Annotated in this window: 18 protein-coding genes and 1 riboswitch; of the genes, 10 read left to right on the top strand and 8 right to left on the bottom strand. The window is 63.0% G+C overall.

All coding sequences use genetic code 11. The features are described 5' to 3' along the window. The first annotated feature begins 18 nt into the window (after positions 1–18). From FB481_RS18895 to FB481_RS18880, 4 genes are read left to right on the top strand one after another with little or no spacing between them, the layout of a single operon-like run. Positions 19–1,071, top strand: coding sequence for a glycosyltransferase family 9 protein (locus FB481_RS18895; RefSeq protein WP_147177354.1), 1,053 nt, complete (start codon positions 19–21; stop codon positions 1,069–1,071). After that, positions 1,071–1,982, top strand: coding sequence for a glycosyltransferase family 2 protein (locus FB481_RS18890; protein ID WP_147177353.1), 912 nt, complete (start codon positions 1,071–1,073; stop codon positions 1,980–1,982). The genes FB481_RS18895 and FB481_RS18890 overlap by 1 nt, the downstream gene beginning before the upstream one ends. After that, complete coding sequence (locus tag FB481_RS18885) at positions 1,975–3,123, top strand: glycosyltransferase (RefSeq protein ID WP_147177352.1); 1,149 nt, start codon at positions 1,975–1,977, stop codon at positions 3,121–3,123. The genes FB481_RS18890 and FB481_RS18885 overlap by 8 nt, the downstream gene beginning before the upstream one ends. Then, positions 3,120–3,998, top strand: coding sequence for a glycosyltransferase (locus FB481_RS18880; protein ID WP_147177351.1), 879 nt, complete (start codon positions 3,120–3,122; stop codon positions 3,996–3,998). The genes FB481_RS18885 and FB481_RS18880 overlap by 4 nt, the downstream gene beginning before the upstream one ends. Before the next feature lie 24 nt (positions 3,999–4,022). Here the strand turns inward: FB481_RS18880 and FB481_RS18875 are convergent, their stop codons facing one another. After that, positions 4,023–4,685 (bottom strand): lipopolysaccharide kinase InaA family protein, encoded by a 663-nt coding sequence (locus FB481_RS18875; RefSeq protein WP_147177350.1) that lies wholly within the window; start codon positions 4,683–4,685, stop codon positions 4,023–4,025. After that, positions 4,682–5,866 carry an O-antigen ligase gene (locus FB481_RS18870; RefSeq protein WP_256662775.1) on the bottom strand — a complete coding sequence of 395 codons (1,185 nt, stop codon included), beginning with the start codon at positions 5,864–5,866 and terminating at the stop codon, positions 4,682–4,684. Before FB481_RS18870 ends, FB481_RS18875 begins: the two co-directional genes overlap by 4 nt. A gap of 110 nt (positions 5,867–5,976) precedes the next feature. Here FB481_RS18870 and FB481_RS18865 point away from each other — a divergent pair, with 110 nt between their 5' ends. The 3 genes from FB481_RS18865 to hldE all read left to right on the top strand — a co-directional run bounded on the left by FB481_RS18865 (position 5,977) and on the right by hldE (position 9,805). After that, a complete protein-coding gene (locus tag FB481_RS18865) occupies positions 5,977–6,873 on the top strand; it encodes a GNAT family N-acetyltransferase (protein WP_147177348.1) in 897 nt (298 codons plus the stop codon). Positions 6,874–6,877: 4 nt separating this feature from the next. Continuing rightward, positions 6,878–8,311: a PIG-L deacetylase family protein gene (locus FB481_RS18860; protein WP_147177347.1), complete on the top strand. Its 1,434-nt coding sequence runs from the start codon at positions 6,878–6,880 to the stop codon at positions 8,309–8,311. 72 nt (positions 8,312–8,383) lie between these two features. Then, complete coding sequence (gene hldE, locus FB481_RS18855; protein WP_147177346.1) at positions 8,384–9,805, top strand: bifunctional D-glycero-beta-D-manno-heptose-7-phosphate kinase/D-glycero-beta-D-manno-heptose 1-phosphate adenylyltransferase HldE; 1,422 nt, start codon at positions 8,384–8,386, stop codon at positions 9,803–9,805. A gap of 55 nt (positions 9,806–9,860) precedes the next feature. Here the strand turns inward: hldE and FB481_RS18850 are convergent, their stop codons facing one another. The 4 genes from FB481_RS18850 to FB481_RS18835 all read right to left on the bottom strand — a co-directional run bounded on the left by FB481_RS18850 (position 9,861) and on the right by FB481_RS18835 (position 13,268). After that, positions 9,861–10,820: a metal ABC transporter ATPase gene (locus tag FB481_RS18850; protein ID WP_147177345.1), complete on the bottom strand. Its 960-nt coding sequence runs from the start codon at positions 10,818–10,820 to the stop codon at positions 9,861–9,863. Between the two features lie 70 nt (positions 10,821–10,890). Beyond that, on the bottom strand, positions 10,891–11,727 hold the full coding sequence (locus FB481_RS18845; RefSeq protein ID WP_178109903.1) for an aldo/keto reductase: 837 nt from the start codon (positions 11,725–11,727) through the stop codon (positions 10,891–10,893). Further along, positions 11,724–12,896 (bottom strand): FAD-binding oxidoreductase, encoded by a 1,173-nt coding sequence (locus tag FB481_RS18840; RefSeq protein WP_093506334.1) that lies wholly within the window; start codon positions 12,894–12,896, stop codon positions 11,724–11,726. The genes FB481_RS18845 and FB481_RS18840 overlap by 4 nt, the downstream gene beginning before the upstream one ends. Before the next feature lie 39 nt (positions 12,897–12,935). Further along, the gene (locus FB481_RS18835; protein ID WP_013793240.1) at positions 12,936–13,268 is read right to left on the bottom strand and encodes a multidrug efflux SMR transporter; all 333 of its coding nucleotides are present in this window, start codon (positions 13,266–13,268) and stop codon (positions 12,936–12,938) included. An 86-nt stretch (positions 13,269–13,354) separates the two neighbouring features. Between FB481_RS18835 and FB481_RS18830 the strand changes: the two genes are divergently transcribed. Then, positions 13,355–14,242: a LysR family transcriptional regulator gene (locus FB481_RS18830; protein ID WP_147177343.1), complete on the top strand. Its 888-nt coding sequence runs from the start codon at positions 13,355–13,357 to the stop codon at positions 14,240–14,242. A gap of 51 nt (positions 14,243–14,293) precedes the next feature. Then, positions 14,294–15,574: a lipid IV(A) 3-deoxy-D-manno-octulosonic acid transferase gene (gene waaA / locus FB481_RS18825; RefSeq protein ID WP_147177342.1), complete on the top strand. Its 1,281-nt coding sequence runs from the start codon at positions 14,294–14,296 to the stop codon at positions 15,572–15,574. Positions 15,575–15,745: 171 nt separating this feature from the next. Here the strand turns inward: waaA and FB481_RS18820 are convergent, their stop codons facing one another. Next, positions 15,746–17,176, bottom strand: coding sequence for a TolC family outer membrane protein (locus tag FB481_RS18820; RefSeq protein ID WP_147177341.1), 1,431 nt, complete (start codon positions 17,174–17,176; stop codon positions 15,746–15,748). A 140-nt stretch (positions 17,177–17,316) separates the two neighbouring features. After that, positions 17,317–17,423: riboswitch (TPP riboswitch) on the top strand. A gap of 175 nt (positions 17,424–17,598) precedes the next feature. Here FB481_RS18820 and thiC point away from each other — a divergent pair. Then, positions 17,599–19,485, top strand: a complete 1,887-nt coding sequence (gene thiC / locus FB481_RS18815) for a phosphomethylpyrimidine synthase ThiC (protein ID WP_147177340.1) — start codon at positions 17,599–17,601, stop codon at positions 19,483–19,485. 52 nt (positions 19,486–19,537) lie between these two features. Here thiC and FB481_RS18810 read toward each other — a convergent pair whose 3' ends face one another. Further along, entirely contained in the window at positions 19,538–20,293 is a 756-nt protein-coding gene (locus FB481_RS18810) for a DUF3298 and DUF4163 domain-containing protein (RefSeq protein ID WP_256662774.1), read from the bottom strand. Positions 20,294–20,385: the final 92 nt, after the last annotated feature.

Here is a 20,385-nt window from a genome sequence, read left to right as displayed (position 1 = left end):
GATTATGCGGGAGTTCTGATGGCCGAAGTTTTAACGCACGCTGATGCTCGTCTATCGGCGGTGCCGGCTGATTGTCGGATCGCATTGGTGCCCTCCATGGGGCTGGGTGACGGCTGCATCTATCTAGTGCTGGCCGCCAATCTGGCGCGAGCGGGTTACCAGGTCACGGTGTTGAGCAATCATCTAGGAGCGCTCAATGATTGGTTGCCGCTGTTCGAGACCCGGACGCTGCCTGCGCCTGACGAAACCTTCGCGGTGCTCGACGAGTTCGATCTGGTCATCTCCGATATGGGCAGCATGCTGACCCGCCATGCCGAGGCGGCCGAGGCGCTGGCCCGGCGTTACGTCTTCGTCGGTACGCTGAAAGTCGACTCACGATTCGTGCGGGAGCCGGCGGCCGATACGCTCGCGCGACTGCCTGCTGACAAGGCTCGCCTCCTGGCGCCGCTAGCTGCCGCTGCCGGGCCGCTGCGTTGTCTGCCGGACGATAGCGTCAGCATGGTCGAGCAGGCCGTAGCTTTCTGCCGTACACGCTTGGGCTTGAAGGATGCCAGCAGCGATATCGCGCTGCAGATGCCTTCTACGCTCCAGCACCGCGGTCATGCAAAACGGGTGATGTTGCACCCGCTGTCCTACAACGAGAAGAAGAACTGGCCCGCGCGTAAATATCTGGCCCTGGCCAGGCGCCTGCATGCCGCGGGCTATCAGCCGCAGTTCGTGCTATCGCCCAAGGAGCGCTGTGATCATCTTGAGGTGTTCGCGCCGGAATTCGCTGTTCCCGAGTTTCCTGATTCCAAAGCGTTGGCCGCCTATCTGTATGAGTCCGGTTATGTGATTGGTAACGACTCTGGCGTGGGCCATCTTGCCTCGGCGTTGGGCGTGCCGGTTCTGACTCTGTACCGTAAGCGCCGAGATGGTTTTTGCTGGCGCCCGGGCTGGGGCGCTGGGCATGTCGTGCGCCCGGCCTTCTCGCTGAGTTTCATGCGTGATCGCTGGGCGATGTTCATGAGCGTCAATCGGGTGGCCAGGGGTTTTTACCTGTTGAGTCGAAAGGTCGGAGGAGGCCAATAATGAGTGGGTCCACTTCGATAACCATCGTCATTCCCGCGTACAACTACGCCAACACCTTGGGGCGTACCGTACGTTCAGTCGTACCGCAGCTGAGCGATGATGACGAATTGCTGATCATCGACGACGGCTCCAAGGATCAAACGCCGCAAGTCATCGAGGCATTGCAGATCGATTTTCCTGGGCGCTTCACCGCGATTCGCAAGGAAAACGGAGGGTTGGCCTCGGTACGCAATTTGGGTATCGAGAAGGCCCGTCATGACTGGCTGATCTTTCTCGATGCCGATGACGAAATGGCGCCAGACAGCCTGGCTCTGATTCGTGCGCACCTGGTTGCCAATAGCCAGACCCGGATGGTCATCGGCGGGCATTGGTCGGTCGATGAGAACGGCCGGCGTCGCCAGCATTCGCCTGACCATCTGCCGCAAACCCCTGTTCAGCGTGTGCGGGCTTATCTGCTGGACAAGAAGCTGAGCATTTCCAATGGCGCCTGTGTCATGCACCGCTCCATCTTTCAGGCAGGCAATTATCCCGAGCGCTTTCGCAATGCCGAGGATATCCCGGTGTTCGCGCAAACCCTCGCCGCCTATCCGGTTACCCTGCTGCCAGAGCCCCTGGCCATGATTCACAAGCACAGCGACAGTCTACGCCATGACTTCAGCTCCAGCCTGGCAGGCGGTGTCGAGCTGGTCGATGAGGTGTTCGGGCGTCTGCCGCCAGCGCTGCAAACGTTGCGTGCTGCTTTCTACCAGCAGCGCTGCCTGTCTCTGTTTCGCAGTGCTTGTCTGGCCGGTGATCCGGTCGCTGCCAAGCAGTTCTATCGCCAGGCGGTAGTCAGTGATTGGCGCGTACTGCTCAAACTTTCCTATCTGCGCAAGGCGATCCGCCTTTGGATGGGCCGTCTGAATGGCTAGCAAACTCAAAGTTCTGCAATTGCAGACTCGCTACAACGCAGCTGATACCAACTCCGACCTCGGTGAGCAGATCCTGCAAGGGCTACCAGCGGAGCGCTTCGAGGTGGTCAATGCCTACCTCGAGGGCCGGCCCGCCGAGGCTCTGCCCAGTCCATCGGGTCGTCGCCAGGTGTTCTTCGAATTCAGCGACAAGGACATGAGCGGTTTGCGCCGCAAGGTGCGGGCGCGCCTGCTGGAGTTCTGCCGCGAGGAGAAGTTCGACGTGGTGCTGCTGCACCGCTTCAAGGCCGTCAACCTGTTCATGCACCTCAACAAGAAGCTGCGTATCGCCCGTTGTATCGGTGTATCTCATGGTTTCGGCGAGTACGACCGGTTTTATCGACGCTGGCAGGCCAGGCGCCTGATTGATGAGCGCTGGCGTTTCGTTGGTGTGTCTCCGGCAGTCGTCGACTACCTGGTGTCGCTGCGCTGTGGCTTCACGGCCGAGAACACGGTGGCGATTACCAATGCACTGGACATCGACCTGGCCGAGTCCCTGCAGCTTTCCCGAGATGAAGCGCGTCAGGCGTTGGGCCTGCCGATACAGTCGTTGATTATCGGCGCGATTGGACGCCTGGTTCCCATCAAGGGCCATACCTATCTGATTCGTGCATTCGCCGCGATCAGTGAGGAATTTGTCGATGCGAACCTGGCCATCATCGGAGGCGGGCGTGAGCAGGATAATCTTGCCGGACTGATCGCCGAGTTGGGTTTGCAGGGGCGCGTGCACCTGTGCGGTACCCAGCCCGATGCCATGCGTTATATAAGGGCCTTCGATCTCTTCGCCATGCCTTCCCTGCAGGAAGGCCTTGGTCTGGCGTTGCTTGAGGGCATGTGCGGCCGCTTGCCGGTGCTGGGCTCGGATATTCCTGCCATGCGTCCTTTACTGCAGGGCGCTGGCGGGCGGCTGTTTAAGCCGGGTGACGTGGCATCGCTGACCGAGCAGTTGCGCGCCAGCCTGGCCGATGGCGACGCTGAGCGTACTAAGCGGGGTGAACTGGCCTACCGATACCTTAGGCGCGAGCACGACATCAAGGATTTCCGCTGTAAATACCGTGAGCTGCTCGAAGGCGACCAGCTGCTGACAGGATCGTCGTCATGACCGATAGCCACAATCCGCTGCCATTGGTATCGGTACTTATCTCTTCCTACAATCACGTCGATTTCATCGAGGCCAGCATTCGCAGCGTGTACGCGCAGAGCTACCCCAATATTGAATTGCTGGTGGTCGATGACGGCTCGCGCGATGGCAGCGTTGAGCTGATTCAGCGGCTGCAGGCGGAGCTGGGATTCGATTTCGTGGCGCAGGCCAACAAGGGGCTGTGCACCACGCTCAACGAGATGATCGCCCGCAGCAAGGGCCATTACATCGCACCGCTGGGCTCGGATGACGTCATGTTGCCCGAGCGCCTATCGTTGCAGATTCCGTTTATGGAACAGCACCCGGAAACGGGCATCTGCGCTGGTGGAATCGTTCTGATCGACGGCGAAGGCAAACCGTTGCCCGACAAGAAGCAGCGCCATCGCCCGGCTCGGCGGCTCGATTTCGATGACCTGTTCATGGACCGCAAGCCGGGGCCGCCGGCCCCGACCCTGCTGTTTCGCAGGGAGGCGCTCGAAGAGGTCGGCGGCTTCGATCCGACCATTCGCATCGAGGATTACTTTGTCGAACTGCGCATCGCACGGGCTGGCTATTTCGTCGACATACTCGAGGAGCCGCTGGCCCTTTATCGCGTCCACGGCAGCAACACCTACAAGAATCGGCGTCTGATGATCGAGACCGAGTTGGCGATCTACCAGCGTTTCAGTGACCACCCAGGCTATGAGGCGACGCGTCTGCGTTACCTGAATGCCATGTTCACCAAGGTGGCCAACGAGGATCGGGCGCTGGCTGGGGAATTGTTGGCGCAAATTCCTTGGCGCTCGCGCAATCTGAAGACCCTCAAGGGCCTCTGGCGCTACTGGTTCAAACGCTGAGCACCAGGCTGCTTGGCCAGGCAGTTAGCGGGCCGCCAGCCATTTTTTCAGGTCGCGGCTGAAGCGTTCGGTGTTCCGCTGGTTGGCACTGACCGCATAGCCAGCCAGCCAGTTGTCTAGATGCTGCTGCGTCAACCAATCGATGTCCTCGGCGTAGCGCAGGATATGCTGCAGGTTGCGGCGCCTTTTCCAGGGCGCGAGCGGGCGGTTCTCGAGCTTCATGTCGGAAAGGTCGATCAGGCCGAAGCCACCATCCGGTAATAACAGCACATTGCCCAAGTGCAGGGATCGAAAGTAAACCCCGTGCTGGTGCAGCTCGCCTAGGAAGGCTCCAAACTGTTTCACCAGCGCTGCGCGTGCACCTGCATCGAGCTGGCGCAGCTGGTTACGCAGCGTATCGCCTGGCAGGGGTTGATAGCGGACGGCGCTCAGGCGACGTTCGCTGATCATCAGTACGTCGAGCACGGTTGGTGCGGTGATGCCCAGATTCAGTAGGTCTCGTGCATTGTCGGCGAAGCGTTGGGCCGGTAGATCCCAGAGGTCGGAGGACAGTAATCGCTTGCGGCGATACAGCTTGAGAAAGTCGCCATTGTCCAGCCGCGCCACCTTGATGCCCAGGCCATCTTCTTCGATGGTTTTGGCACCCAGTAGGAGGGCGTCAAGCTGTTTTGCATCGATACGTTTCATGCGCTTGCCTGTCGGTGCCGGATGGAAAGGGCGGCCAGCAGTGCAAGTGGAATCCAGATCAGGAACCAGCTTTCATTGGGGCGCGAAAGGAAGTTACCGCCTTCTGTCAGCCCCGCGCATATCCCGTAGACCAGCAGGGCCGAGGCGATCTGGAATTGCGGTAAGGCGCGTAGTTGCAGGCAGCGCCCCAGTGCGACGCCATACATAACGGCCCACACACCCAGCCCGATCATCCCCAGCTCGAGGAGCACGGCCAGCTCGACGTTGTGCGGGTCGTGCAGCAGGTAGCCAACGCCAGGAATGTCGTATTCGAACTTGCTGTTATAACCTGCACCGAGCCAGAGGTGCTGACCTGCCTGGCGCCAGGCATCGTTCCAGAGTTCAGGTCGGAATGAAGTACCGCGTTGCAGCAGGATGTCCGGGTAAAGCAGGTACGTGGCAATGACGCCGATCAACAGGGTCGCGGCGAGATAAACGGCGCGCCTGCCGCTGACCAGCAGCATCCAGAAGCTGGTCAGTGCCAGCCCCATCAGCGGTGTCCGCGAGCCCGTAGCTAGCAGTGCTGCCAGCAGGGGCAGTGTCATCAGGATCGGTAGCCAGTCATGGCGTTCGTTGCGTGCCAGCCAGGCAGCGACCCAGTAGGTGCATAGAAAGCCGAGAACGTGAGAAGTGAGCAGAGGGTTGCGCAATGCCCCGCTACCGATCAGGCGCTCGCCCGGCGCGGCGGTGTGCAGGAACCAGGCGACATTGATCAGCGCAGCCAATGCGCCGATACCTGCACCGATGCGCAAGGTCTTCATAAACAGGTCTTGGCTACTGAGCGTCATCAACGCGCAACTCGCGAACAACATGAATACATAGAGCGGTCGCTTGGCCAGGCTGCCAAAACCATCGTCCGTGCGGCTCCAGCCTAAGCTGATGAGCAGCCAGGCACTCAAGATCAGGAAGCACAATATGACGGGGTCGCGCAGTATCGGTTTAATCTGCTGAGGTACGAGCAGCATGCCCAGTAAAGCCGGCGCCGCGATCAGCGCGTAATAGAATTTCGTGTACAGACTTCCATCGGGAATCCAGAACATGCCTGTCAGCAGGACTAGATAACCGCCAATCAGCCAGCGTGTGGTAACGAAACTGTACAGGCGTGTGCGGATGTCGTTGGGCTGTGAAGAGGTTAGCTGCACCGGAGTTCCTAAAAGCATCGGTAAAGGCGCGTATCTTAAAGCATCAGTCCCTTAGTAGGCAGCGGCCGCATGATAAGCTTGGCGACCTTTTTGCCCGAGCCGGATGCCTGATGTTCAACCTGTTACAACGCTGGCGCGAGCGAGGCTGGCAACCGATTAGCGCTGATCTTTATGCACAGACCTGGGCGCGTTTTGGTGGCAGTGTCATCACGCATCCCGACGTGGTTTCGCGTCTGTCGAAACTGGCGGGTATTTCGGTGCGCTATCTCGGCTGGCCGTTACAGGGCGAATTGCAGGCCGCTGTTGCGGTCTGGGGGGGTTCGTTGGCGCTTTCCCGGGATGTGCTCAAGCGCATGCGGCAACGTGACCTGTTCGATCTGGGTAATGCCGAAGTGATCCTGCCGGCCGCGTCGGCTGCCATGGCGCCGGTGCGTCAGCGTATGCGCTACGTGTCTGCCTTGAATGAAGGGGCGATTTCGACCCTTCACAAGCAGGCCGATGAGTTGGCGTTGGCCCGGCAGCCTGAGGAATACGGCAAGAAATTTCGTTACAACCAGCGCCGTGAACTGCGCATGCTGGAAGATGCCGGCGGTGAGATTCTCCCGGTTGCCGATTTGTCGCCCCAGGCACTGGCCGCTATCTACACGGAACTGTTCGAAAAGCGCTGGGGTTTCGACGTACCCGGCAAGCAGCATCTCGTACAGGTATTCGATGCCCTTAAGGATTTCCTCTGGGGGCATTACCTGCAGCTGGACGGCAAGCCCATAGCTGTTCAGGTTCTGTACAGGGTCGAGTCGCCAGAGTGGATCAGCATCGAATACATCAACGGTGGAGTGGATCCAGCCTCTCGTGATTTCAGCCCCGGCAGCGTCCTCAGCTTTATCAACACCCAGTCCGCATGGGAAGATGCGCGCCTGCGGGGAAAACCGCTGCGCTATTCCTTTGGCAGAGCGGATGTCGAATACAAGGATCGTTGGTGTAACCGCCAACCTGTTTTTCGGGTGTAGATGAATGGAAGCACGTAAGCAGCAACTGGTACGTCGGCACCGGCGTAACAAGCGCATCCTCATGGTAGTGGCATTGCCTATTCTGGTTGCACTTGACTGGTTCGGCTCGTGGGGGACCGCCCCGGTCGTACTGGTGCTGGCATGGATCGCCCATGAAGCCTGGTTTTCCGACCATCTCTTCTATTCGCCTCGTGACGATTATCGGCACGCCTTTGTGCCTGATAGCCTCAGTCTGCCAATTTTGCTCGACCGCCATGGCCAGATAACCCTTCATGAGGGGGTGTGGCCTGAGACTGCCGATACGCTGGTATTGGCCATTCATGTGCGCAGCAATTGGTTGGGCCGCTGTCTTGACCCCCATGTCCTGATCGGCGAGGGCGAAGATCTGGACCGCCAGGACTTCGAAAGGGGCGTCAATGGTATGCGCTTTCTCAACCTGTCCGCGTGTCTGCCGCTGCTGCGGACGGGGCAGCTGAAGCTGAGCGGGCGCTTCTGCACGCTGGGGCGCGAGGCGACGCTGTACTGCTTCAGTAATCCTGACTACACCCGCCAGCGCGTTATGGTACTTGCGCCCCACGCCGATGATGCCGAGCTCGCTGCATTTGGCCTCTACAGTCGCAGTCAGGACGTGTCCATCGTGACGCTGACGCAGGGGGAGATCGAAGCCGATTTCTATCGCCGCCTTGGCCTGAGCGACGCTGCTGCGGCCCGCCTCAAGGGGCGTCTGCGCAGCTGGAGTAGTCAGACCGTGCCGCTTTGGGGGGGCGTCGAGCCCAGTCGCTGCGTGCAGCTGGGTTATTACTGCATGCAACTGCGGCAGATGGAGAGTGAGCCTTCCATGCCGTTCGCTTCACGTGAGTCCGGCGACTCCGACATCCGTAGCGTTCGCCGCTTCAATGCGATGAAATTACCCGCGGATATGGATGGTTCGCCTACCTGGCATAATCTGACGGCCGACCTTGCCGCCCTGCTGCAGCACTTCAAGCCGGAAGTGGTCGTGCTCCCCCATCCCGAACTCGACCCCCATCCTGATCATATTCAGACGGGGCGTGCATTGCGTCAGGCTATCGAGCAGAGTGGCTGGCGGCCTGATGTACAACTGCTCTACGCCAACCACCTGGCCGATAATGACCGCTGGCCCATGGGGCCAGCGGGATATGGTATCGCCTTGCCGCCGTGTATCGAACCGTTACCGGCCGACAAGCTCTGGTGTCTGCAACTTGATGACAGCGTGTTGCTCGACAAGAGCCAGGCGCTGGCGATGCAGCATGATCTGCAGACCCCGCTACCCTTCAAGAAGCGCCTGCGTCGTCTCATTCAGTGGTGTCTGGCAGCGCGTCGCTGGCCGCAGGCGGGCGAGGATGAATTCTTCCGCAAGGCTGTGCGTCGCCATGAGTTGTTCTGGGTTCGCCCGTTCGAAAATACCGAGACGCTCTGAAACGCCCCGCGGCGGTGCGTAATAGCTGATGTGCTATTCTCCGCGGCGATTTTGCAATTCCGGAGTTTCCGCATGAAGTTATCCATGCCGCGTTTCGATCAGGCCCCCGTCTTGGTGGTGGGCGATGTCATGCTCGACCGGTATTGGCACGGCGCTACCTCGCGTATATCGCCAGAGGCTCCTGTGCCGGTGGTCAAGGTCGAACAGATCGAGGATCGCCCTGGCGGTGCGGCCAATGTCGCACTGAATATCGCCGCCCTCGGTGCGCCTGCCGTTCTGGTCGGCGTTACCGGCGAAGACGAGGCTGCGCAGAGTTTGCAGCAGAGCCTGGAAGCCATTGGTGTGAAAACCTACTTCCAGCGCATCGAAAACCAGCCGACCATCGTCAAGCTGCGCGTCATGAGCCGTCATCAGCAGCTGTTGCGCATGGATTTCGAAGAGCCGTTCCAGACCGATGCCGAGGCGTTGGCGCGGCAGGTCGAGCAGTTGCTCGATCAGGTCAAGGTGCTGGTGCTGTCCGATTACGGCAAGGGCGCGCTGCAGAACCATCAGGTGCTGATAAAGGCAGCCCGGGCACGTGGTATTCCGGTGCTGGCCGATCCCAAGGGCAAGGATTTCTCCATCTATCTCGGCGCCAGTCTGATCACCCCGAACCTCAGTGAGTTCGAGTTGATCGTCGGGCGTTGTGAAGATGAAGCCGAGTTGGTCAGCCGTGGCGCGCGCCTGATGCGTGAACTCGACCTGGGCGCCTTGCTGGTTACCCGTGGTGAACATGGCATGACGCTGCTGCGCCCCGATCATGCGCCGCTGCACCTGCCGGCGCGGGCGCGCGAGGTGTTCGATGTTACCGGTGCAGGCGATACGGTGATCTCCACCCTGGCCGCGTCCATTGCGGCGGGCGAGGAGCTTCCCCAGGCCGTGGCGCTGGCCAACCTGGCCGCCGGTATCGTGGTGGGTAAGCTGGGCACCGCGGCTATCAGCACCCCTGAGCTGCGTCGTGCCGTGCAGCGTGAAGAGGGCTCCGAGCGTGGCGTGCTTAGCCTCGAGCAGCTGCTGCTGGCCACCGAGGATGCGCGTGCCCACGGCGAGAAGATCGTCTTTACCAACGGCTGCTTCGATATCCTGCATGCCGGCCACGTGACCTACCTCGAGCAGGCGCGGGCGCAGGGTGACCGCCTGATCGTGGCGATCAATGACGACGCGTCGGTGAGCCGTCTCAAAGGCCCGGGCCGGCCGATCAATGCCGTGGATCGCCGCATGGCGGTGCTGGCCGGGCTCGGCGCCGTGGACTGGGTGGTGAGCTTCAGCGAAGACACGCCCGAGCGTCTGCTCAAACAGGTGCAGCCCGATGTGCTGGTCAAGGGCGGCGACTACGGCATCGACCAGGTGGTCGGTTCCGATATCGTGTTGGCCTACGGTGGCGAAGTGCGGGTGCTGGGGCTGGTCGAGAACAGCTCAACCACGGCCATCGTCGAGAAGATCCGCAGTCGCTGATCCAGAAAGCAAAACCCCGCCAACTGGCGGGTTTTGCTTTCTAGCGCTTAGGTGATCAGACCGCCGCTGCGGTATTCAGGGGAACCCTTGATGAGGGCTCCGGGCGGGTGCTGAACAATTCTGGCTTGTTAGGTTTGGGCGTCAGGTTGTGCAGCGCCAGCCAATCCTTCCAGCGAATCCGCTCGTCGCGCACCAGCCAGCCGTCCTGGGCAGCGAAGCTTTCCGCCAGCCACAGGCCGCGGGTATTGGCCGGGATTAGCTGGCCCTGGCGCAAGGTCAGCAGTTCGGCTGTAGGGCGGCCGCCTTCCAGCGGAATCAGATACAGATCCGGGCGGGCGTGATCCAGGCGGGCAATCAGTTTGCCATTCTCCAAGTGCTCATCGACGTGCAGCAGACTGGGTTGCCTGGCCTCTTTGGGCAGGTCCAGGCGCAGGTCGTAAACCAGCTGCAGCGAGGCGGTGGGTACATGCACGTAGGCACGGGGGCGTTCCAGCAAGGTCAGGTTGCCGCATTGCACCGGGCGAGCGGCGCCAGACAGTGGGCTGAGCCGAAAATGGACGTTCTCCCGGTACTTGAGTGCGCCCTCGTAGGGCGCCGGCAGCCAGGTGTCGCCGAAACGGCCGTAGAGCCAGCCTTCGCTGGTTTCCAGCAGGCACTCTTCGGCCACTTCCTGCAGGGCAGTCAACAGCGGCAGGTTGAGTTCGTGGGCGGGCACGTAACCGGAGATCAGCTTGAGCACCACATCGCCGCGGTCATGGCGGCGCTGGCGCACCAGCAGCCAGTAGTCGCGGCCTTGCCAATGAAGGGTCAGGCGTACTGAGACGCCCAGGTTGGCCAGCTCCACCGCGAAGCGCTGGCTGTCGGGCAGTTCGACCGGTTTGCGGCGTTCGAGCATTTCGCTGAAATTCAGCGGGCGGCCGAGGCTCTGGTAGGCGATGCCGTCGGGCGTGGCCTCGACGTACAACGGCAGGGTCTTGAAGGTGGCGGGGTCCTTGCGGGAAATGATGCGCGGCATGTCGGCTCCTTCTTGCGTCGGGGTCGGCCGCCTGGGCGGCGTCAAAAGGCGTAATCGGAACGCCTGTCCATCACTCTGCTGATCCTCTGTTACCACTTTTAGTGCCGACAATAACCTCGGCTGCCACGGCCACGTTGTGGGCCAGGTGCAGCGGGTTGATGGTGCCGACGATGGCGCTAGCGACCCCGGGGTGTCCGAAGATCAGCTCGAAGCTGGCGCGTACCGGGTCGACGCCGCTGTCCAGGCAGACATGGCCGCTGGCCAGGGCTTTCTTGATCAGCACGCCTTTGGCGTGACTGGCAGCATAGTCCAATACCGGGCGCTCCTGCTGCTCGCCGAGGTTGTAGGTGACCATGGCGCAGTCGCCGCGCTCCAGGGCCAGCAGGCCGCCCTCGACCGTCTTGCCGGAGAAACCGAAGCCGCGAATCAGCCCGGCCTGCTTGAGTTCGGCCAGGGTGTCGTAGACCGCTTCGTGCTGCAGGATCGCCAGGTCGTCACCGTTGGAGTGCACCAGCACCAGGTCGATATAGTCCGTTTCCAGACGTTTCAGGCTGCGTTCCACCGAGCGCCGAGTGTGGGCGGCGGAAAAATCGAAATGCGACAGACCGTTGTCGAACTCCTCGCCGACCTTGCTGACGATCACCCAGTCATGGCGCTGGCCACGCAGCAGTGGGCCGAGGCGCTGTTCGCTGGTGCCATAGGCTGGCGCGGTATCGAGCAGGTTGATGCCCAGCTCGCGGGCCAGGCCGAGCAGCTGAAGGGCCTGCTGGTCATCGGGAATGGTGAAGCCGTTGGGGTATTTGACGCCTTGGTCGCGGCCCAGCTTGACGGTGCCCAGGCCAAGGGGGGAAACGTTCAGGCCGGTGGAGCCCAGCGGGCGGTGGAGGCTGTGCAGGTCGCGCATCAGAACGCCGCCTCCCACGCGGTGCGACCGATCACCGGGCGCGGCAGTTCGGGCAGGGCAGGGTGAGCAGCCGGGCGAATGCCGTCGCGTTCGAGATGGCTCAGCACGCGATCGGCGAAGTCCGGTGCCAGGGCCAGCTTGGTCGGCCAGCCGACCAACAGGGCGCCTTGGTCGCTTAGGAAGGCATTGTCGGGACGCACCAGGCCGCTTTGTGCCGGTTCCGCGCGCTCGACGCGCAGGGTCGCCCACTGGGCTGTGGACAAGTCGATCCACGGCAGCAACTGACTGAGCTCCTTGCGCGCTGCTTCGATCTGCGCGGCTTCGTCGCGGGCCACGCCGTCGGCTTCGGCGAGGTCGCCACCCAGATACCAGACCCACTCGCCATCAGCGCTCGGGTGGCTGGTTACGGTGACACGCGGCTTCGGCCCGCCGCCCAGGCAGTGGGCGTACAGCGGTTTGAGGCTCGAGCCCTTGACCATCACCATGTGCAGCGGGCGTAGCTGCTGGGCTGGCTGAGGAACGTCGAGGCTGGCCAGCAGATCGGCATTGCCACGGCCGGCGCTGAGCACGATGCGCTGGGCACGGATCTCGCGACCGTCAACACGCAGGCCGACCAATCGGCCATTCTCGTGTAGCGGCTCAATGGCATCGGCGGCCAGCAGGCTATCGCCGGCCAGTTCGGCCAGACGGGCGATCAGGCTCGGTACGTCGACCACCAGTTCGGCCAGGCGATAGACCTTGCCCTTGAATTTCGGATGCTGCAGCGCCGGCGGTAGCTGCTCGCCCTTGACCTGGTCGACGCGGCCGCGCACCGCCTTGCTGGCGAAGAAACTGGTCAGGTTGCCGGCCAGGGTACCCGGCGACCACAGGTAATGGGCATCGGAGAGCAGGCGCACGCCGGAAAGGTCCAGTTCGCCGGCGCCGTCCAGCGCCTCGCGCCAGCGCCGCGGCATATCCGCGATGGCCTCGGAGGCACCCGTCAAAGCACCGTGCAGGGCGTACTTGGCGCCGCCATGGATGATGCCCTGGGACTTGACGCTCTGACCGCCGCCCAGGCTTTCGCGCTCCACCAGCAAGGTGGCGTAGCCCTTGGCGCGCAGCCGCGCGTTCAGCCACAGGCCGGCGACGCCGCCGCCGACGATCAGGACGTCTGTGCTCAGAGTTTGGGACATGCGTGCGCCTCTCAGAAAAACCGGCGCCCAGTATAACGCTCAGTGGCCGGTGACGCGGGAGAACAGCTGGATCACCACCACGCCGCTGACGATCAGGCCCATGCCCAGCACGGCCGGAAGATCCGGTTTCTGGTCGTAGACGAACATCGCCGCGATGCTGACCAGCACGATCCCCAGGCCGGCCCAGATGGCGTAGGCGATGCCCACCGGAATGGTGCGGACCACCAAGATCAGCATCCAGAAGGCGATGCTGTAACCGGCGATCACAAGCAGCAGCGGCAGGGGCTTGTTGAGACCATCCACAGCCTTCATGGAGGTGGTGGCGACGACTTCGGCGGCAATCGCCAGAGCGAGATAGAGATAACCATTCATCGGCAGCACTCCTCTTAACAGGCTGTCGATTTTACCGCTGCATGCTGTTAGGTAAACTCATTACCTATCTATATGGGAGATAGGTTGTGCGCTGGAGTCTTGAGCAGCTGGAAGTTTTCGTTGCCGTTGCCGAAGGGCATTCGTTTTCGGCGGTGGCGCGCCGGATGGGCCGTGTGCAGTCGGCGGTCAGCACGGCAGTGGCGACGCTGGAAGACGATCTCGGTGTGCGCCTGTTCGAGCGCAGCAGCGGCCGTCAGCCCCGCCTAACGGACGCGGGGCAGGCGCTGCTCGAGGAAGCCCGCGAGTTGCTGCGCCAGTGCGAGCGGCTGGAGGGGCGGGCGCTCGGCCTGGCCCAGGGCGAAGAGGCCTGCCTGCGACTCGCCCAGGATGAAGCCCTGCCGCTGCCGCCCGTACTCGATAGCCTGGAGGGCCTGGCGCGGGTTTTTCCCGGTGTAGAAGTGCAGATGACCAGTGGCGGGCAGGGCGTGGTGGCGCGCCGGCTCATCGAGCGGCGTGCCGATCTTGGCCTGCTGTTCCACCACGAAGGCATGCCGGCAGAGCTGGAGCGCCGGCGCTTGGGCATGGTGGAAATGGTCATGGTCTGCGGCGCCGGTCATTCGCTGGCGCAGGCCGGTGCGGTCGGGCGGCGGGAGCTGGCGCGCCACCGCCAGCTGTTGATCACCCTGCAAGACACCCAATACCCTGGCAACGAACGGATCAGCCCATCAGCCTGGCATGCGGACAGCTTCTATTCTATGGCCGAGCTGCTGATGCGCAACCTGGGCTGGGCCTGTCTGCCGCGACATGTGGCCCAGTACCCGACCTATCGGGACCACTTGGTAGAGCTGAGCAGCGACTGGATTGCGCCGCCGCTGCCGCTGGAAATGGTCTTTCGTCGTGACGAGGCGCTAGGGCCGGCTGCCCAGTGGCTGGCCACGGCGCTGACCGAGCGTTTGCGGGTGCTCAAGGCATGAGCCCGTGGCGCGACTTGTGCTGCCCCGCCCGCATCCCTAAGCTTCGCCGCCATGAACCGACATCTCTATAGCCTGCTGTTTCACTTCTGTCTGCCGCTGATCGGCCTGCGGCTGGCCTGGCGGGCCTGGCGGGCGCCGGCCTATGCCAGGCGTATCGGCGAACGCTTCGCCCTGCTGCCGCCACTGCGGCCCGGTGGCATCTGGGTGCATGCCGTGTCGGTGGGCGAGAGCATCGCCGCGGCGCCGCTGGTGCGCGAGCTGCTGGCGCGCTACCCGGATCTGCCGATCACCCTGACCTGCATGACGCCCACCGGCTCCGAGCGCATCCGTGCGCTGTTTCCCGAGGCGCAGTTCGCCGGCCGGGTGCAGCACTGCTACTTGCCCTACGACCTGCCCTGGGCTGCGGCGCGCTTTCTCAAGCAGGTGCGACCGAAGCTCGCAGTGATCATGGAGACCGAGCTGTGGCCCAACTACATCCACCAGTGCGCCCGCCGCGGTATTCCGGTGGCGCTGGCCAATGGTCGCTTGTCCGCGCGCTCGGCCAGGGGCTACGGGCGTTTCGCCAAACTCACCGCGCCGATGCTCGCCGAGCTGAACCTGCTCGCTGTGCAGACCCAGGTCGAAGCCGAGCGCTTCATCGCCCTTGGCGCGCGACCCGAAGCCGTCGAGGTGACCGGCTCCATCAAGTTCGACCAACAGGTGGACGCCGAGGTAAGTGCCCGCGCCAGCGCGCTGCGCGAGCAATGGCAGGCGCGTCAGCGGCCGGTGTGGATCGCTGCGAGCACCCGCGAGGGCGAGGATGCGCTGGTGATTCAGGCGCACCGGCGATTGCTCGCCAGCCAGCCGGATGCCTTGCTGATTCTGGTGCCGCGCCATCTGGAGCGCTTCGATACGGCCGCGACGCAACTGCGTGAAGCGGGACTGACCTTTGTGCGGCGCTCTTCGGGCGAAGCGGTTGGTCCCGAGGTGCAGGTGCTGCTTGGCGACAGCATGGGCGAGCTGATGTTTCTCTACGCCCTGGCCGATATCGCCTTTGTCGGCGGCAGCCTGGTCGAGACCGGCGGCCACAACCCGCTGGAGCCGGCAGCGCTGGGCTTGCCGGTGATCATGGGGCCACATCGCTTCAACTTCCTGGAAATCACCGCCCAGCTGCTGGAGCACGGCGCGCTCTGCGAAGTGGCGGATGCCGACGCGCTTGGCGATCAGGTCGCAGTGCTGCTGGCTAATTCCATGCGCGCAGCCGCCATGCGCGAGGCCGGGCTTGCGGTACTCAAGGCCAATCAGGGGGCGCTAAAGCGTCTGCTGGATGGGTTGGGGAGGCTGCTCGTTTAAGGCCTGCTCAATTGGCCTGGATGCGGCTGCAACGCTGCGCACAGCAGCGATTCATTGTGTGAGCGGGCGGGGGCGCCTAGTCCACGCCCGCGATTTCGCGCGCATGGCGCGCTCCCACGATTGGCTGCTTAACAACTGCCTTTGTATTTCTCGTCCTGACTGCCCGCGTGCTTACTCGCCCTGCAGCTGCGCTTCCCCTGCCTTGGCCAGATCCGAGGGCAGGAAGTCGCGGTCCGGGTTGTAATCCGGTTTCAAGTAGGCGCCCAACGCTTGCAGGTCGGCGGGGCTGAGGGTGCCGGCGGCCTGCTTGAGGCGCAGGTTGTTGAGGATGTAGTCGTAGCGCGCGTCGTTGTAATTGCGCACCGCACTGTACAGCTGGCGCTGGGCATCGAGCACATCGACGATGTTGCGGGTGCCGACCTGATAGCCGATTTCCGTGGCCTCGAGCGCGCTCTGGTTGGAGATGATCGACTGGCGGCGCGCCTGCACGGTTTCCACGTCGGTGCTCACGGCGCGAAAAAGATTGCGGGTGTTCTGCACCACCTCGCGGCGCATGCCTTCGCGGCGCTGCTCGGACTGGCTCAGACGCTGGTAGGCCTCGCGCGCCTGGGAACTGGTCAGGCCGCCGCTGTACAGCGGGATGTTCAGCTCCAGGCCGATGGTGCGCTGCGATACGTCGCTGCCATAGTTTTGCCCGGTGTAGTTGGGGTTGCTCAGGCCGAAACCGTCGTTGTCTCCGCGCTTGTAGCTGGCCACCGCATCCAGGGTCGGCGCGTGGCCGGCCTTGCGCTGGCGCAGGCTCTGTTCGGCGGCATCCACCGCGAAGTTGCTGGCCTGCAGATTGAGGTTCTGCGCCGCCGCTGTATTGACCCAGGCGGTGGCGTCATTGGGCATCGGGGTGAGGATCGGCAGGCTGTGCTGAATGCCTTCGATGCTGCGATATTCGCGGTTGGTCAGGGTGACCAGTGCCTGGAAGGCGTCCTCGACCTGGCGTTGGGCAGCGATGCGGTTGGCTCGCGCGCTGTCGAAGCCGGCCTGGGCCTGCAGCACGTCGGTCTTGTCCGAGAGGCCGACATCGAAGCGCTCGTTGGCCTGGTCGAGTTGGCGGTTGAAGGCGGCTTCTTCGGCCTTGGTCGAGGCCAGGTTGTCCTGGGCGCGCAGCACCGAGAAATAGGCTTCGGCGCTCTGCAGAATCAGGTTCTGCTCATTCGCCGAAAGCTCGAGCGCCGCCTGTTCGCTGACTGCCTCAGCAGCCTGCAGCTGGAACCAGCGATCGGCACGGAACAGCGGCTGGCTGAGGTTGGCCTGGTACACCGTGGCGCTGCGCGACTGGGTGGCGGCAGGTTGTTCCAGGGCCGTGCGGGTATCGCTGACCTGGGCGCCGGCGCTGAGGTTGGGCAGCAGACCGGCACGGGCCTGGGGCACGCCTTCGCGGCGCGCCAGGTAATCGGCGCGAGCGGCGGCCAGGTCGGTGTTGTTGGCGGCGGCTTCCTGATACACCGACATCAGGTCGGTACGCACCGAGGGCGGCGCGGGGTCTGCCCAGGCCGTGGCGGTTGATATGGCGGTCACGGCAACGGCCAGGGAGAGTCTGCGCAGCATGTCGGTGGATCCTAGAGGGGCAGTAGCAGGCGAGACTAAGCCCGGCCACCGGGGTGGTCAAGGCGCGGCGCCAGTGGCCGCAATGCGACCGGCGGGTCTGCTGGCGATTGCCGCCACCCGCGGCTGTCAGTAGACTGGTCGGGTTCTTGTCGGGGTGCCTCGAATCGGAGGCTGAGATCGGAGAGTTCCGGATCCCGTTGAACCTGATCAGGTTAAGGCCTGCGTAGGGAACAAGAGGTATCCGCTCCGGCACCCGCTGGATGGATTCCCCCACACCACACTCGTGGTGTGCCCGCGCCCTGGCTGTTCGATCATGCCGGCGCTCGTCACGATCTCCGCATGTTCAAGCAGCTCGGGCCCGGCGTTGGCTCATCGCGCGTGCCCGTCAGGTTCTCCCCGACATCCAGCCGAGGAGCCAACCGATGAGCGTCAAACAACAACAGCAGAACCTCAGTGAGTCGGCCAAGGTCGACCAGCAGTCGATCCAGCCTTTCCCCCGTTCCCAGAAGATCTACGTGCAGGGCAGTCGCCCGGATATTCGCGTACCGATGCGTGAAATCAGCCTGGACGTCACGCCGACCGACTTCGGCGGCGAGATCAACGCTCCGGTCACCGTCTACGACACTTCCGGCCCCTACACCGACCCCAGCGTGACCATCGATGTGCGCAAGGGGCTGCCCGATGTGCGCAGCGCCTGGATCGAGGATCGTGGCGACACCGAGCGCCTGGATGGCCTGTCCTCCGAATTCGGTCAGCGCCGCCTGGCCGATGAAGAGCTGACCAAGATGCGCTTCGCCCACGTGCGCAACCCGCGCCGCGCCAAGCCCGGCAAGAACGTCAGCCAGATGCACTACGCGCGTCAGGGCATCATCACCCCGGAAATGGAATACGTCGCCATCCGCGAGAACATGAAGCTCGCCGAGCACCGCGCAGCTGGTTTGCTGAACGAGCAGCATGGCGGCAACAGCTTTGGCGCCAGCATCCCCAAGGAAATCACCCCCGAGTTCGTACGTGATGAAGTGGCCCGTGGCCGCGCCATCATCCCGGCCAACATCAACCACACCGAGCTGGAGCCGATGATCATCGGCCGCAATTTCCTGGTGAAGATCAATGGCAATATCGGCAACTCGGCGCTGGGCTCTTCCATTGAAGAAGAAGTCGCCAAGCTGACCTGGGGCATTCGCTGGGGCTCGGACACGGTAATGGACCTGTCCACCGGCAAGCACATCCACGAAACCCGCGAGTGGATCATTCGCAACTCGCCGGTACCGATCGGTACGGTACCGATCTACCAGGCATTGGAAAAGGTCAACGGTGTGGCCGAAGACCTGACCTGGGAGCTGTTCCGCGACACCCTGATCGAGCAGGCCGAGCAGGGCGTGGATTACTTCACCATTCATGCCGGCGTGTTGCTGCGCTACGTGCCGCTGACCGCCAAGCGGGTCACCGGCATCGTCAGCCGCGGTGGCTCGATCATGGCCAAGTGGTGCCTGGCGCACCACAAGGAGAATTTCCTCTACACCCACTTCGAGGAAATCTGCGAAATCATGAAGGCCTACGACGTCAGCTTCTCGCTGGGCGACGGCCTGCGCCCCGGCTCGATCGCCGACGCCAACGACGCTGCCCAGTTCGGTGAGCTGGAAACCCTGGGCGAACTGACCAAGATCGCCTGGAAGCACGACGTGCAATGCATGATCGAAGGCCCCGGCCACGTGCCGATGCAACTGATCAAGGAGAACATGGACAAGCAACTGGAGTGCTGCGACGAAGCGCCGTTCTACACCCTCGGCCCGCTGACCACCGACATCGCCCCTGGCTACGACCACATCACCTCGGGCATCGGTGCGGCGATGATCGGCTGGTTCGGCTGCGCCATGCTCTGCTACGTGACCCCGAAGGAACACCTGGGCCTGCCGAACAAGGATGACGTCAAGACCGGCATCATCACCTACAAGATCGCCGCCCATGCTGCCGACCTGGCCAAAGGTCATCCGGGCGCGCAGATCCGTGACAACGCGCTGAGCAAGGCGCGTTTCGAGTTCCGCTGGGAAGACCAGTTCAACCTCGGCCTGGACCCGGACACCGCCCGTGCGTTCCACGACGAGACGCTGCCCAAGGAGTCGGCCAAGGTCGCCCACTTCTGCTCCATGTGCGGGCCGAAGTTCTGTTCGATGAAGATCACGCAGGAAGTACGCGAGTACGCCCGGGAGAACGGCCTGTCTGACGAGAGCAAGGCGGTGGAGGCGGGCTTCAAGGAGCAGGCCGAGCGTTTCAAGGAGGAGGGCTCGGTGATTTACCGGCAGGTGTAAAACTGCAGCCGCAAGCGCAATGAGCATCACGCTTGCGGCTGACTATCCCTCTTTAACGTGCTGCGCCGGGCATATATGCCGGGCGCAGGATGCCCTGCAGCTGGCTGTAAGGAATCAGAATTTCCGGGTGGCCGTCGGCGTAAGGCGCCAGGCGCGCCACGTCGTACTTGAGCATCACCGCATCGGGGTTCAGAGCGATGTTGGCGGTGCGCTCGAACGGCCAGGTCTTGCGGTACTCCGCATCGTTGCCGTGGCCCTGGGCGATCAGCCAGGCCTGGTGGGCGCGCGCGGCGATCTGCCAGAACGCCGCTTCCTCGCCCGGCACCAGCATGTCCTGCAGGCTCAGCACCTTGTTCTGCGTTCGGTCGTAGTTCAGGTAGGTGCGCCCGGGTACACCGTGGGCGCCGCCGATGAAGTGATAGCTGGACAGCTCGATCACCACCAGTTGGTCATGCTGGCTGAGTACCTTGGCCTGCAGGTAGCTGACCCAGCCCGGTTTGCCATTGGCCAGAAACTCGCGCTCGTGTTCGGCCAGCGACGCCGGGCGGTTGCCGGTGGCTGCTTTGACCAGGTCGAGCAGGGTGGCTTCGATGCGCGCATTGAGCGCGGGCTGGCCGGTTATTGGCTGCAGTTCCACATTGACCAGCGGGCAATCCTGGCCGCTGCAGTCGGCCGGCTTGTGTTCCCATTTCTCGTGGGTGGTGGCGATGCCTTCAGGCTGTTCGGAGCGGGACAGGCTCTGGCAGGCGCCAAGCAGCAGGGCGAGGCCGAGGAGGGCGCCGAGACGGGCAATGCGGGACATGTTCATGCAGGAAAAAGCCATTGGCAGAGGACGGGCGTTCGACTGCCTGACGGCAGGGTAGTTCGCGATTATTCGTCAATGCAGGCGGATCGGCCAGG

It is taken from the genome of Pseudomonas sp. AG1028 (assembly GCF_007993955.1).
GTDB classification, from domain to species: Bacteria; Pseudomonadota; Gammaproteobacteria; order Pseudomonadales; family Pseudomonadaceae; genus Aquipseudomonas; species Aquipseudomonas straminea.
This window is presented reverse-complemented; position numbering and strand designations above follow the sequence as displayed.